Below are 14,280 nucleotides of genomic sequence, written 5' to 3' on the forward strand. Positions count from 1 at the left end.
CGCGTGGTGAGCTATGCATGAGTTATGCATGAAACCGACGAGATCCGGACCGCGAACCTCCTCGGCGCCGCCGCACTCGCCGTGGCCGACCGCATGACGGCGGCGGCCGCGGGAGCGGCCGGCGTCAGCGTCAGCGGCACCGCCGCGCTGGTCACGCTGCGGGGCGCGGAGGGCATCGGGGTCACGGAACTGGGACGGCGCATCGGGCTGAGCCAGCCCGCGTGCGCCCGGATGCTCGACCAGCTCGAAGGCCGCGGGCTGGTCGAGCGCGAGCGGGGCGGCGGGCGGGGGGTGGCGGTGCGGCTCACCGAGGCCGGGGCCGCCGCTGCCGCGCGGGCGGAGGCGGCGCGCCGGGACGGGCTGCGCCGGGTGCTCGCGGGGCTCCCCGCGAAGCAGGCCGCCGGGCTGGCGGAGGCGCTGGAGCTGCTGCTCACCGAGGTGTACGGGGACGTCGGCTCGGAGGACGTGCTGTGCCGGCTCTGCGACCGCGGCGCCTGCCTGGCCGCGGGCCACGTGTGCCCGGTGGGGCAGGCCGCGCGCGCCGAGCAGACCGCGCGCGCCGAGCGGGGTGAGCGCGGTGGGTGAGCTGTTCGCGCTGTCGTCCGCCGTCAGCTTCGGCCTCACGCACTTCGTCGCCGGGCTCGCCGCCCGGCGCACGGCGGGGGTGACGGTCGCGTTCTACGCGCAGGTGTGCGGGACGGCGGTGAGCGTGACGGCCGCGCTGGCCGTACCGGGCGCGGGCGCCCTGAACGCGGCCGGGCTGGGCTGGGGTGCGGTGTCCGGTGTGGGCACCGGCGTGGGGGTGGCGTTCCTCTACCGCGCCCTGGCCAAGGGGGCGATGAGCGTCGTGGTGCCGGTCAGCGACGTGACGGCGGTGGCCGTTCCGGTCGTCCTCGGCATCAGCCTCCTCGGCGAACGCCCGGCCGGGGCCGCCCTCGCGGGCATCGCCGCGGCGTTCCCCGCCCTGTGGCTGGTCTCGCGCGGCCAGGACCGGCAGGATGGGGCCGTGGGCCCGGAGGGTCACGAACTCCCGGTGCGGGGCAGGGAGGAGCGGGAGCCGGCCCCGACCGCCCGCAGGGCGGGCGGATCCGCGTCGGCGGACGCGCTCATCGCCGGGGCCGGGTTCGCCGCGCACTTCGTCGCCGTCGCCCGGATGCCCGCCGAGGGCGATCTGTGGGCGGTCACCGTCAGCCGCGTCGTGTCGGTCGCCGTCGTCGCGGTCGCCGTGCTGGGCGACCGGGCGCCGTGGCGGCTGCCCCGGCGATGCGCGCCGCACGTGGCCGCCGCCGGGGCGCTCGGCACCCTCGCCACCGTCCTGTACCTCTACGCGGCCCGCGCGGAGTTGATGGCCGTCGCCACCGTGCTCGCCGCCCTCTACCCGGCGATCCCGGTGCTGCTTGCGCTGCTGGTGCTGCGGGAGCGGCTGACGCTGCCGCAGTCGGCCGGGCTGGTGTGCGCGGGGGCGGCGATCGGGCTGATCGCGGTGGCGTGAGCGCGCGGGCGGCGCGGTCCCGCGCCGCTCCGCTGTGCGCCCCCGCGGCCGTCCCCGCGGCGCGTGCGCCGTCGTAAGCTCGTAGCCCGGCGCGATCACGGGAAGGGAGGCGGGGCGCGCGATGGCGGTTCCGCAGGGGCGCAGGAGCAGTGCGTTCACCCGGCTGCTGCGGTACGGGTTCGGGGAGCCGGCCGACGCCGGGCGGCTGCTGGAGTCCGCGGCGCTCGACGGCGTACGGGACGATCCCGTGCTGCTCGACGCGCTGGGCGGCACCGCGGACCCGGACCGGGCGCTGCTCGGTCTGGTGCGGCTCGCGGAGGCGCTGGGACCCGGGCGGCGGCAGGCGCTGCTCGACACGCTGGTGACGGCCAAGCCGCTGCGCGACCGGCTGCTGGGGGTGCTCGGCGCGTCGGAGGCGCTGGGGGACCATCTGGCGCGGCACCCGGACGACTGGGAGTCGCTGGTCACGTACGAGGCGGCGGCCGATCTGCACCCGATGACCGCGGAGTTCGAGCAGGCGCTCGCGGAGGGCGTGTGGGGGCCGCGGGGCGCGGAGCTGCCGCGGGCCGACGCGCTGCGCGTCGCGTACCGGCGGGCGCTGCTGGGGATCGCCGCCCGGGACGTGTGCGGGACGACGGACGTGGTGCAGGCCGCGGCGGAGCTGGCGGACCTGGCGACGGCGACGCTGCGGGCGGCGCTGGAGATCGCCGCGGAGGAGCAGCCCGAGGACGCGGCGCTGTGCCGGCTCGCGGTGATCGGGATGGGCAAGTGCGGCGGCCGGGAGCTGAACTACGTCTCGGACGTCGACGTCATCTTCGTCGCCGAGCCGCGCGAGGACGGCCCGGGCGGCGGCCAGGGGGCGGAACCCGCGGACGAGCGCGCCGCGATGCAGGCTGCGACCCGGCTCGCCGCCCGCCTCATGCGCGTCTGCTCCGACACCACCGCCGAGGGCACCATCTGGCCCGTCGACGCCAACCTCCGCCCCGAGGGCCGCAACGGCCCGCTCGTGCGCACCCTCTCCTCCCACCTCGCGTACTACCAGCGCTGGGCCAAGACCTGGGAGTTCCAGGCCCTGTTGAAGGCCCGCCCGGTCGCGGGCGACGCGGCGCTGGGCGCGGCGTACGCGGAGGCCATCGCGCCGATGGTGTGGCAGGCGGCGGAGCGCGAGAACTTCGTCCCCGACGTGCAGCAGATGCGCCGCCGGGTGGTGGCGAACATCCCGGCGGCGCAGCTCGACCGGGAGCTGAAGCTGGGCCCCGGCGGGCTGCGGGACGTGGAGTTCGCGGTGCAGTTGCTGCAGCTCGTGCACGGCCGCGCCGACGCCTCGCTGCGCAGCGGTACGACCCTGGACGCGCTGGAGGCGCTCGCCGCCGGCGGGTACGTGGGCCGCGCCGACGCCGTCGCGCTTGACGAGGCGTACCGCTTCCTGCGCTCCCTCGAACACCGCATCCAGCTCCAGAAGCTCCGCCGCACGCACCTGGTGCCCGAGGGCGAGCACGAGCTGCGCGCGCTCGGCCGCTCGCTGGCGCGGCTGCTGCCCGACGAGGGCCGCGGCGACCCGGTGTCGCAGTTGCGCAAGGTGTGGCGGCGGCACTCCTTCGAGGTGCGGCGGCTGCACGAGAAGCTGTTCTACCGCCCGCTGCTCGACGCGGTCGCCCGGCTCGCGCCCGGGGAGGTGCGGCTGACGCCGGACGCCGCCCGGGAGCGGCTGGTGGCCCTCGGGTACGAGGACCCGGCGGCGGCGCTGCGCCATCTGGAGGCGCTGACGTCGGGGATGAGCCGGAAGGCGGCGATCCAGCGGACGCTGCTGCCGGTGCTGCTGGGCTGGTTCGGCGACTCGGCCGACCCGGACGCGGGGCTGCTGAACTTCCGCAAGGTCTCGGACGCGCTGGGCAGCACGCCCTGGTACCTGCGGCTGCTGCGCGACGAGGGCGCGGCGGCGGAGAACCTGGCGCGAGTGCTGTCCTCGGGCCGGCTCGCGCCCGACCTGCTGCTGCGGGCGCCGGAGGCGGTGGCGCTGCTCGGCGACGAGCAGGGGCTGCGGCCGCGCGGGCGGGCGCACCTGGAGCAGGAGATCCTGGCGGCCGTCGGCCGGCACACGGACCCGGAGGCGGCGGTGGCGGCGGCCCGCGGGGTACGGCGGCGGGAGCTGTTCCGTACCGCGGCGGCGGACCTCATCACGGCGTACGGGGCGCACACGGCACCCGGCGAGGAGGACGAGGAGGACGCCGGGGGCGGGCGGGAGCACGACGGGGACGAGCACGCCCGGATCGCCGCCGCCGTCGACCGCACCGGCGACGCGCTCAGCGACCTCAACGCCGCCACCATCGCCGGCGCCCTGCGCGCCGCGACCGCCGCCCGCTGGGGCGACACGCTGCCGACGCGGTTCGCGGTGATCGGCATGGGCCGCTTCGGCGGCCGCGAGCTGGCCTACGGCTCGGACGCCGACGTGCTGTTCGTGCACGAGCCGCGCGAAGGCGTGTCCGACGAGGAGGCGGGCGCGGCGGCGTTCGCCGTCGCCAACGAGCTGCGCCGGCTGCTGCAACTGCCCAGCGCCGACCCGCCGCTGCTGGTCGACGCCGATCTGCGGCCCGAGGGCAAGTCGGGGCCGCTGGTGCGCACGCTCGCCTCGTACGCCGCGTACTACCGGCGCTGGTCGCTGACCTGGGAGAGCCACGCGCTGCTGCGCGCCGAGCCGGTCGCGGGCGACGCGGGCCTCGGCGCGCGGTTCACGGAGCTGATCGACCCGCTGCGCTACCCGGCGGGCGGGCTCGACGAGGACGCCGTACGCGAGATCCGGCGGCTGAAGGCGCGGATGGAGGCGGAGCGGCTGCCGCGCGGCGCGGACCCGGCGCTGCACGCGAAGCTGGGGCGCGGCGGGCTCGCGGACGTGGAATGGACGGTGCAGTTGCTGCAGTTGCAGCACGCGCGCGAGGTGCCCGCGCTGCGTACGCCCCGCACCCGCGCTGCGCTGGCCGCGGCCCTGGAGGCGGGGCTGCTGGACGCACAGGACGCGCGGATACTGGACGACGCCTGGCTGCTGGCGACGCGCCTGCGCAACGCGGTGATGCTGGTCCGCGGCCGGCCGGGCGACACCTTCCCCGCCGCCGAGCGCGAACTCGGCGCGGTGGCACGCTACTTCGGCTACGGGCCGGGGCAGGCCGGCGAGCTGCCGGAGGAGTACCGGCGGACGACGCGGCGGGCGCGCGCGGTGGTGGAGCGGCTCTTCTACGGCGACTGAAACGGCCCGACCCACCGCCTCACCGCCGTCAGATCCCCCGCCCGGCCGGTTCGTCCGGACGAGGGACGGTTCGGTGGTCCGTTCGTAGCATGGCGCGCTATTCGTGCGATTTGCCCTTTTTCTTTTCGTGGCCCGCTGGTAGACCGGCCGGGCACGGGTAGGGCAGCACGGACAGCGAGGTGGCACGGAATGCGTACGGCGATCGCTTCCGCGGCGATGATCGCCGGACTGCTGGCGTCCCTCGCTCCCTCCCCTCCGCTCTCCCCCGACGCGCCCCCGGCCGAGCTGCCGACGTCGCCGATCCGGCTCGCCCTGGAGCGCCGGGCCGCGCCGGACGGCGGCACGACGTACGCGATCACGGTGCACAACGCCTCGGGGGCGAACGCGCCGAACGGCCGGGTGACCCAACTCCTCCCCGAATCCCTGGACTACGTCTCCGCGAGCCCCCGGGCCGAGACGACCGGGCAGCAGGTGACATGGGAGATCATGCTGCCGGCGGGCACGACCCGGGTGCTGAAGGTGACCGCCGCCCCGGACCGCACCGAGCGGGACGGCCGGGATCTCCGCGCCGCCAACGCGGCCGACGACGTACGGGCCCCGCGGGACGCCGGCGCCGATGACCGCGCGCCCGCGGCCGCCACCACGGTCTGCTTCCAGGGCGGCACCCGCGGCGAGTGGCTCACCTGCACCAGCGCCGACGACGAGTGGTCCCCGGAGCCCTGGGTCTCCTCGAACAAGGTCTACGCCGTCGGCAGCGCCGCCGCCGCGCTCCTCGTCGGCACCGTGGGCATCATCATCCTGCGCCGCCGCCGCTCCCGGGACGCGGAGGACGACGGCCAGCAGTGACGCGCGGGCCTGGTGATCGCTGCCCAGGGGTTCGGCGGCCGTAGGCGGCACTTGATCTCAGGCGGCCTTCGCCGGGAACGGCAGCGGGCGGCTGTGCACCACATCGAGGCGGGAGACGGCGCGGGTCAGCACGACGTACAGGCGGCGCAGCCCGGTCGGCCCGTCCTCGGCGTCGGTGATCGCCGCCGGTTCGACCGCGACGACATGGTCGTATTCGAGGCCCTTGGCGGCGGTCGCGGGCAGGACGGTGACGCGGGCGGCGAGGTCGTCGGGGCCCGCCGTCGCGATGCCCGCCTCCTCCAGGAACGAGCGCACCCGGTCGACGTCGGTCGCGGCGGCGATCACCCCGATCGAGCCCTCGCTGTCGAGCGCCTGCCGTACCGCGTCCCGGGTCGTGGTGAGGACATCCGGGGTGGGCAGTATCCGCAGTGCGCCGTCCTGGCGCAGGGAGCGGGCAGCGGGGACGTCGACGTCGAGGTGGCCGAGCAGGCGGTTGGCGAGGTCGACCACGGCGGCCGGTACCCGGAAGCCGGTGGTGAGCGTCGCGATCTCGGCGTCAGGCCGGCCCAGGTGGGCAAGGAGCGAGGGCCAGTCGCGCGCGGCCCACGGCGTGGTGCCCTGGGCCAGATCGCCGAGCACGGTCAGCGAGCCGAACTCCGCGCGCCGCGCGATCACCCGTGCCTCCATGGGAGAGAGGTCCTGCGCCTCGTCGACGACGATGTGACCGTAGCCCTCGGGGCGGTCCAGGAGCCCGGACAGCTCGTCGAGGAGTACGTGGTCGGCGGCGCTCCACTTCGCCGACTTGAAGGACCGCGGCGGCTTCGTCCAGAGCAGTGCCCGCTGTTCGCCGGCGTCCAGGATGCCGTGGGCGGCGCGGGCCAGTTCCCCGGCATCGGTGAACAGCGCGGTGAGCACCTCGGCGGGCTTCACCTTGGGCCACGTGGCGTCCAGGAAGGCGCCGATCGGCCGGGCCCGGCCGACCCGCTGCGTCCAGGCGGCCGTGAGGGTCACGGCCCGGCGCTCGGCCTGCCGCTGGATACGGTCCACGATCCGGCTGCGCACCCGCTCGCGGCCGATCGCGTACGGCGGCCGCTCGTCGCGCACACCCGCGACGATCTCAGCGAGCTCCGCGGGCGGCACCCGCCACCGCGCGGAGTCGTCGCGGATCGCCACCCCTTCGGTGACCCCGTCCGCCGACACCCGTGCGTAGAGCGCCCGCCGCAACACCTCGGCCATCCGCACGTCGTGCTTCAGCACGGCGGCCGCCGCACCGTCCTCCGCGCGCACCTGCCGCTCCCCCGCGACCAGTTCCCCGACCGTCGACTGCCGCACCCCGGTCTCGCCGAGCGCGGGCAGTACGGCCGAGATGTACGACAGGAACGTGCGGTTCGGGCCGAGGACGAGCAGACCGCCGCGCTGGATCTGCCGCGCGTAGGTGTAGAGCAGATACGCGGCGCGGTGCAGTCCGACGGCGGTCTTGCCGGTGCCCGGGGCGCCCTGCACACAGACGGAGACGCCGAGTTCGCGGCGCACCAGGTCGTCCTGGTCGGGCTGGATGGTGGCGGCGATGTCGCGCATCGGGCCGGTGCGCGGGCGCTCGATCTCGCCGGTCAGGATGCGGCCGCCACGGGTCGCCTCCGCGGCGGGCCGTTCGTCCTCCAGGCTGGTCAGCTCGTCGGAGGCGCCGGTGCTCCCGGGAGCCCAGCCGAACCGGCGGCGGATCTCGACGCCCTGCGGGTCCTTCGGTCCAGCCTGGTAGAAGGCGCGCGAGACCGGTGCGCGCCAGTCGACGACGAGGGGCGGTGCGGACGGGCTCTCGGTGATGCGCATCCGGCCGATGTGGTAGTGCTGTCCGGCGTGGTCGCCCGCCTGCCCGGCGTCGTCGGCGAAGTCGAGGCGGCCGAAGAACAGTGGCCCTGGCGGCAGTTCGTGCAGCTCCTTGGCCTGGCTGCGCAGCTCGTAGCCGAGCACCTCGGCGTCGGCGCCGGACGCGGACGCGTGCTCGCCGATGACCACCTGCCGGTCGGCGCCCGCGAGCATCGCGTCGAGGGCGGCGCGGCAGGTCTCGTGATAGCGGCGTTCGTCGGCGAGGGAGGTCGCGGCGAGGGTGTGCGTGATGCCCATCCGTCCAACATAACGCAACTCGGTAACATTTTTTACACGGTCACGTTATGAGGGGTGGGGCTGTCATGGTTCGATCCCCTTTGCAAGCTGCCGGAATGCCAGTTCGGCGGCCTCTCTCGCATCCGGTGCCACCGCGTCCGCACTCTCGCCGTCCGCGATCCGCCGCGCGTTCTCCTCCGCGAGGATCCGCTGCACCGCCGCGATCTGCCCCGCCGCGAGCCGGGCCCGCACCGCGGGCCCGCCCAGCGCATCGGCGAGCGCCCGCTCCGAGCGCTCCTGCCAGCCGGCGAGCCGCGCGACCAGGGAAGGCGTCCCGTAGAGGAGCCGCTGGTAGGCGATCACCGCCGGGTGGTCACAGAGCCCGGTCACCGGGTCGCGTCGCTCAAGACCGTCCAGGAAGTTCCGCCGCAGCGCCGCGAGCGGCGACTCGCCCTCCTCGCGGGCCGTCACGACCCGGGCCGCTTCGTCCTGGTGATCGGCGAACCGGTGCAGAACCAGGTCCTCCTTGGACGGGAAGTACCGGAAGAGGGTCGGCTTCGACACGTCCGCCGCGGCCGCGACCTCCGCCACGGACACCGCGTCGTACCCCCGCTCCAGGAAGAGCCTGACCGCGGTCTCGGAGAGCAGCCGCCGCGTGCGCTGCTTCTTGCGTTCGCGCAGACCGGGGACGGGAGTATCGGGGTGGGTCACCTAGGCGGACGCCACCTTCTGTGGCAGCCGGTAGGCGATCGTGCCGTACCAGGCGTACGAGACCGCGAAGCCGAAGGTGAGGCAGATGATCCCGCCCACCGCGTCCATCCAGAAGTGGTTCGCCGTCGCCATGATGACCAGCAGCGTCAGCGTCGGATAGAGCACCCCGAAAAGCTTCACCCACAGCGGCTTGGCCAGTACGGCGATGGTGATGCCCGCCCACACCGACCAGCCCACGTGCATCGAGGGCATGGCGGCGTACTGGTTGGAGACGTTGGCGAGGTTGCCCGAGGACATCGAGCCCCAGGTCTCGTGCACCCGCACGGTGTCGACGAAGTCCATGCCCTCCATCAGCCGGGGCGGCGCCAGCGGGAAGCTGTAGTAGCCGACGAGGGCGAAGCAGGTGGTGATGGCGAGCGCGAGGCGCACGGCGGCGTAGCGTCCCGGCTGCCAGCGGTAGAGCCAGACGAGCACGCCGAGGGTGACGACGTAATGGAGCGTGCCGTAGTAGTAGTTCATCGACACGACGAGCCAGGTGACGCCCTCGACCGCGTGGTTGAGCGAGCGTTCGAAGGCCAGCCCCAGGCTCTCCTGGAAGCTCCAGATGCGGTCCGCGTTCTTCAGCGCCTGCGCCTCCTGCTCGGGCACGGCGTTGCGGATGAGGGAGTACGTCCAGTAGACGAGCGCGACGAGCATGATCTCGAACCACAGCCGCGGCGGGCGCGGCGAGCGCATCCGGTCGAAGAGGGCGCGCAGGCGCTGCTGGGAGAGGGTGGGGTCTCTTCGTCTCGCGTCGGCCTCCGTATCGGCCGAGGAGACGGGGGTCCGCCGGTCCTGAAGAGTCCTCGCAATCTTCGCTGGCCGGGGTGCAAGGTCCCGGGAATACGACGCGCCCATGGGAGGACAGTTTGCCAGACGGAAAGGGGTCGTCAGATCATCCCCCTGTGCCGCATGAGGGCAGGTATCTCCTCCCCGGGCGGTAGACCGCGGTGCCGCGGCCACGGTTCGCCGCGCTGCCGCGGCGTGGTCCGCCGCGGTCCGGGGCGGGCCGCGGCGGCCCCGCGCCGGATGGGGAGGACGGCGCGGGGCCCGGTTCACGGGGTCGGTGCGGTCAGGCGACGGGCTCCAGCCAGCCGCTCAGCCGCACCGTGTTCTCGCCGTACGTGCGGTCCAGTTCGCGCCGCAGTTCGGGGGTGGCGGCGACGACTTCGAGGGTGACGGCGTTGCGCACCGGGTCGACGGCGGAGCTGAGCGTCCCCTTGACGTCCTCGTCGACCTGCCGCTGGACGCGGGTCAGCTCCTCTTCCGTGTGCTCGGCGCCGACGACGCACAGCGGCCCGTCCCACACGCCGCGCAGTTCGCGCTCGGCGGTCTCGGGGCCGCCGCCCTCACCGGCGTCGGCGAACCTGATGTTGACGATGTCGCCGTCGAGCCAGGAGCCGGCGTAGCCGGGCATCTTCCCGGCCTTGTCCAGCACCCGCTGCCGGCCGGCTTCGCCGGAGCCGGCCGCGTCCTTCCCGCCCTTCGGGTCCTTTCCGTCCTTCATGTCCGCGCAGGGCGTGTCGAAGTCCGCGGCGGCCTCGGACGCGCCCGGTTCCGTGGCCGCGCCGGCGGGCCGCGGCTTCTCGGCCAGGGTGAAGCGCTCGCCGTCCCAGGTGCCGACGAGGTCCAGCGGATCGGTGTACGTGGTGTCCCTCGCGCGGTGCGCGCGTACGTCGTCCCACTCCCAGCCGACGATGTCCGGGCCGCCGCACTGCGGCGGCATGGACTCGGCGAGGGTGCGGCAGAGCTGCGGGCCGTGCTCGCCGTTCGCCAGGACCGTGGCCTGGACGCGGTAGAGCCGGGCGTTGGGGTCGACGTCCCCGCGGCTGCCGTCGCCGGCGGACCCGGAGGCGTCCTTTGAGCCGCAGCCGGCGGCCAGCACGGCGGTGGCGAGGGCGGCGGCGGTGGCCGCCGAGGTGCGTAGGGGGGTCGTTCGGTTCATGCCTCTCGGACGGCGCCGCTCCGGATCGGGTTCCCTCGGGGCCCGCCGCGCCCGGCGGTTCAGCCGTCGAGCGCCGCGTGGATCAGCCGGGCCGTCTCGACGGCGTGCTCCTCGTCCCGGTAGCGCGTACGGGGCCAGAAGAAGCCCCGCAGGCCGTCCTTGCGGTTGCGCGGTACGACGTGGACGTGCAGGTGCGGTACGGACTGGCTGACCCGGTTGTTCATCGCGACGAACGACCCGGCCGCCGCCGTGCCCCGCTCCACGGCGCCGGTCAGCCGCCGGACCCGGACGAAGAACGGGCCGATCTCGGGCTCGGGCAGGTCGGTGAGGGTCTCCACGTGGTGGCGCGGGATCACCAGGACGTGTCCCGGGAAGAGCGGCCGGGCGTCGAGGAAGCCGACCGCCACCTCGTCCGCGAAGACCCGGTGGCTCGGGAGTTCACCGCTCGCGATGGCGCAGAAGGTGCAGTTCACCCCTCCAGTCAACACCGGTCCCGGGGGATCGCAGGGCGCACGGCGGGCAGATGCAGCGCACGCGGCCGCAGCTCGGACAGACGGGCACAAGCGCGTTCATGACTCCCAATGTCCCCTTCCGGTATGAGGATTGGGTGAGAACCGCGTGCGTAATCGCTGAAGCCCCGGCCATTGACAGCACCCGCGGCCCTGACTAAGTACCTCGGTTAACTGTTCGGTAACCACCCGCTGGAGGCCCCGGTGCGCGCTCGGCTCACGGTCCTGACCACCGTCGCGGCGCTCGCGCTTGGCCTGCTCGCCCCCACCGCCCTCGCCGGGCCGGCCGCCGGGTCCCCGCGGTCCGTACGGGCCGAGCAGCCCCGCGGCGGCGACCGCGCCGGGTGCGACCCCATCGGCCCCGCGGAGTGCCTGCTGCCGTTCCCCAACGACTGGTACACCGAGCAGGACCGCCGCACGGACACCGGCCGCCGGATCGCGTTCGAGCCCTCCGCCATGCCCGCCAACGCCGCCGGCACCCGCATCGACCCCGCCGAGTGGAACCGCAGCGACGGCTTCTCGCCCGGCTCGATGATCCTCGCCCACGTGCCCGGCGTCGACCTCGGCGAGACCCGCGCCGCGCCGCTCACCGACATCGGCGCCTCCCTCGACCGCGACGCGCCGATCGTGCTCCTGGACGCCGATACCGGCAAGCGCCACCCGTACTGGGCGGAGCTGGACGCCAACGCCACCGGCCCCGCCCGCCAGGCGCTCGTCGTCCGCCCCGCGCGCAACCTCGCGGAGGGCCACCGCTACGTCGTGGCCCTGCGCCGGCTCAAGGACGCCGAGGGCCGCACCCTCCCCGCCCCCGACGCCTTCCGCCGCGTCGACGGACCCGCGCTGCGCAAGGGCGACCCGCTCTACGAGCGCCAGCGCGACCACCGCCAGGTCCGGCGCGACCTCGCCCGCGCCGGCGTCACCTCCCGCGGGCTCTACCTGGCCTGGGACTTCACCGTCGCCGGCGAACGCAGCCTGAGCGAGCGGATGCTGCACATCCGCGACGACGCCTTCGCCGGCCTCGGCAAGGGCGTACCGGAGCATCTGGTGTACGAGGTGAAGGACCACCCCGCCGACGACCCCGTCGCCCGTACGGTCCGCGGCGTCTACAACGTCCCCAGCTACCTCGACGCCCCTGGCGGTCCGCCGGGATCCGGCTTCCACCGCGCCGGCGGCGGCAAGGACGCGCTGCCCGCCCGGCTTCCCGGCAACAACCAGGTGGTGCCGTTCCAGTGCGAGATACCGCGCGCCGCCCTCGGCGGCCCCGGCGAGCGCGGCAGGGCGGCGCGGCCCGTCCTCTACGGCCACGGGCTCCTCGGCAACGAGACGCAGGTCGGCTCCCGTACGCAGCGCGAGCTGGCGGTCCGCGGCAACTTCGTCATGTGCGCCACGAAGTGGCAGGGCATGGCGGACGAGGACATCCCGTTCGTCGCGAGCACGCTGCAGGACCTCAGCCGCTTCCCCGCGGTCGCCGACCGGCTCCAGCAGGGCGTGCTCAACACCCTCTGGCTCGGCCGCCTCATGCGGCACGCGGACGGGCTCGCCGCGGACGGCGCCTTCCGCGGCGCGGGCGGCGCGAGCGCGATCGACGTCCGCGCCCGGCTCGGCTACGCCGGCCACAGCCAGGGCGGCATCATGGGCGGCATCTACACCGCCGTGGCGCAGGACAGCACGCGCTCCGTGCTCGGCGTGCCGGGGATGAACTACAGCACGCTCCTCAACCGCAGTGTCGACTTCGCGCCGTTCCAGCAGATCCTGGACCAGGCGTACCCCGACAAGCTGCGGCAGCAACTCGGCTTCGCGCTCATGCAGATGGTCTGGGACCGCGGCGAGGCCAACGGCTACGCCCGGCACATGACGTCGGACCCGCTGCCGCGCACGCCCCGTCACCAGGTGCTGATGCACGTCGCGTACGGCGACCACCAGGTCTCCCCCACCGCCGCGGAGGTGCAGGCCCGTACGGTCGGCGCCCGGATCCACGCACCCGCCGTGGCCGACGGGCGCAGCCCCGACGAGGAGCCGTACTGGGGGCTGCGGCACCTGCGCTACCCGTACACCGGTTCCGGGATGCTGGTCTGGGACAGCGGCAGCCCGTACCAGCCGCTGACGAACACCCCGCCCAGCGAGGGCCGGGACCCGCACAGCGACCCGCGCGACGAGCCCGCGGCGCAGCGGCAGATGGCCGAGTTCCTGAACACCGGCAGGATCGTGGACGTCTGCGGCGACGCGCCCTGCACGGCCGCTCCCGCGGGGTGAGCCGCTGCCGGTGCGCGGGTGATCACCGTACGATCGGCGTATGACTTCGAGTGAGCAGAACACCCCGCCCGCCCGCAAGGACCCGTGGGCGCTGCCCGACGTCTCCGGCCTGGTCGTCGGCGTGCTGGGCGGCACCGGCGACCAGGGCCGCGGGCTGGCCTACCGGCTGGCGCGGGCCGGGCAGCGGGTCGTCGTCGGCTCCCGGAAGGCGGAGCGGGCCGAGGCGGCGGCGGCCGGGCTGGGCAACGGCGTCGAGGGCGCGGACAACGCGGAGTGCGCGCGGCGCAGCGACGTGGTGATCGTCGCGGTGCCGTGGGAGGGGCACGAGGCGACGGTGACGGCGCTGCGCGCGGAGCTGGCGGGCAAGCTCGTCGTGGACTGCGTGAACCCGCTGGGGTTCGACAAGAAGGGCGCGTACCCGATCCGGCCGGCCGAGGGCAGCGCGGCCGAGCAGGCGGCGGCGCTGCTGCCGGAGTCGCGGGTGACGGCGGCGTTCCACCACCTGTCGGCGGTGCTGCTCCAGGACCCGGAGGTGGAGCGCATCGAGACGGACGTGATGGTGCTGGGCGAGTCCCGGGAGGACACGGACACCGTGCAGGCGCTGGCCGGGCTGATCCCGGGGATGCGCGGCGTGTACGCGGGCAGGCTGCGCAACGCGCACCAGGTCGAGGCGATGGTGGCCAACCTGATCTCGGTCAACCGCCGCTACCGCGCGCACGCCGGGGTGCGGCTGACCGACGTCTGACGGTCGGTCGGCAGGCGCCCCGACGGCCGGGCGGCAGGCGTCCTGAGCGACGTCCGGGGGCGGTGCGGGGCGGGTAGGGCGTGGGGGCACAATGGACCCGCACGCCATACCCCCGAGGAGCCCGCCCCCATGCCGTCCGAGCCCCGCAAGACCCCGTCGTTGCTCGCGCAGGCCGACCGGCTCGCCGTCTTCACCGCCGTCGTGTGCGTGCTGTCGGTGGCCGCGGCCGTGGTGTCGTTCGCGAAGGGCTACTGGATCGGGGCGGTCTGGGTGCTGCTGGCCGGGCTCTCGTCGAACATGACGTGGTTCTACGTACGCCGTGCACGGCTGGCCCGTGCCCAGGACGGCGACCGGGACCGGAACGAGGGCCCGGCGAGCTAGCCGGGCGGCGCCCGG

Annotated in this window: 12 protein-coding genes; 7 read left to right on the top strand and 5 right to left on the bottom strand. The window is 74.9% G+C overall.

All coding sequences use genetic code 11. The annotated features are described in order from the left end of the window. Window positions 1-24 precede the first annotated feature (24 nt). From OG946_RS08490 to OG946_RS08505, 4 genes are all read left to right on the top strand, one after another. Complete coding sequence (locus tag OG946_RS08490; RefSeq protein WP_326795512.1) at window positions 25-585, top strand: MarR family winged helix-turn-helix transcriptional regulator; 561 nt, start codon at window positions 25-27, stop codon at window positions 583-585. Then, window positions 578-1,492, top strand: coding sequence for an EamA family transporter (locus OG946_RS08495; RefSeq protein ID WP_326795513.1), 915 nt, complete (start codon window positions 578-580; stop codon window positions 1,490-1,492). Before OG946_RS08490 ends, OG946_RS08495 begins: the two co-directional genes overlap by 8 nt. Window positions 1,493-1,613: 121 nt before the next feature. Then, a complete protein-coding gene (locus tag OG946_RS08500; protein ID WP_326795514.1) occupies window positions 1,614-4,733 on the top strand; it encodes a bifunctional [glutamine synthetase] adenylyltransferase/[glutamine synthetase]-adenylyl-L-tyrosine phosphorylase in 3,120 nt (1,039 codons plus the stop codon). A gap of 189 nt (window positions 4,734-4,922) precedes the next feature. After that, window positions 4,923-5,579, top strand: a complete 657-nt coding sequence (locus tag OG946_RS08505) for a DUF11 domain-containing protein (protein ID WP_326795515.1) — start codon at window positions 4,923-4,925, stop codon at window positions 5,577-5,579. A 57-nt stretch (window positions 5,580-5,636) separates the two neighbouring features. Here OG946_RS08505 and OG946_RS08510 read toward each other — a convergent pair whose 3' ends face one another. From OG946_RS08510 to OG946_RS08530, 5 genes are all read right to left on the bottom strand, one after another. Then, entirely contained in the window at window positions 5,637-7,703 is a 2,067-nt protein-coding gene (locus tag OG946_RS08510; RefSeq protein ID WP_326795516.1) for a HelD family protein, read from the bottom strand. A gap of 63 nt (window positions 7,704-7,766) precedes the next feature. Continuing rightward, window positions 7,767-8,393, bottom strand: a complete 627-nt coding sequence (locus OG946_RS08515; protein WP_326795517.1) for a TetR/AcrR family transcriptional regulator — start codon at window positions 8,391-8,393, stop codon at window positions 7,767-7,769. Further along, on the bottom strand, window positions 8,394-9,128 hold the full coding sequence (locus OG946_RS08520; protein ID WP_326795518.1) for a phosphatase PAP2 family protein: 735 nt from the start codon (window positions 9,126-9,128) through the stop codon (window positions 8,394-8,396). It abuts the gene before it with no gap. Window positions 9,129-9,504: 376 nt separating this feature from the next. Further along, on the bottom strand, window positions 9,505-10,377 hold the full coding sequence (locus OG946_RS08525) for a hypothetical protein (RefSeq protein ID WP_326795519.1): 873 nt from the start codon (window positions 10,375-10,377) through the stop codon (window positions 9,505-9,507). 59 nt (window positions 10,378-10,436) lie between these two features. After that, entirely contained in the window at window positions 10,437-10,850 is a 414-nt protein-coding gene (locus tag OG946_RS08530) for an HIT family protein (protein WP_326795520.1), read from the bottom strand. A 240-nt stretch (window positions 10,851-11,090) separates the two neighbouring features. On the opposite strand from OG946_RS08530, the gene OG946_RS08535 reads away from it, so the two are divergent. The 3 genes from OG946_RS08535 (at window position 11,091) to OG946_RS08545 (ending at window position 14,265) form a co-directional block, all read left to right on the top strand. Beyond that, entirely contained in the window at window positions 11,091-13,139 is a 2,049-nt protein-coding gene (locus tag OG946_RS08535; protein ID WP_326795521.1) for a hypothetical protein, read from the top strand. Between the two features lie 40 nt (window positions 13,140-13,179). After that, complete coding sequence (gene npdG, locus OG946_RS08540) at window positions 13,180-13,884, top strand: NADPH-dependent F420 reductase (protein WP_326795522.1); 705 nt, start codon at window positions 13,180-13,182, stop codon at window positions 13,882-13,884. A 129-nt stretch (window positions 13,885-14,013) separates the two neighbouring features. Then, window positions 14,014-14,265, top strand: a complete 252-nt coding sequence (locus OG946_RS08545; protein ID WP_326795523.1) for a hypothetical protein — start codon at window positions 14,014-14,016, stop codon at window positions 14,263-14,265. Window positions 14,266-14,280 lie beyond the last annotated feature (15 nt).

It is taken from the genome of Streptomyces sp. NBC_01808 (genome assembly GCF_035917395.1).
Taxonomy (GTDB): Bacteria; Actinomycetota; Actinomycetes; order Streptomycetales; family Streptomycetaceae; genus Streptomyces.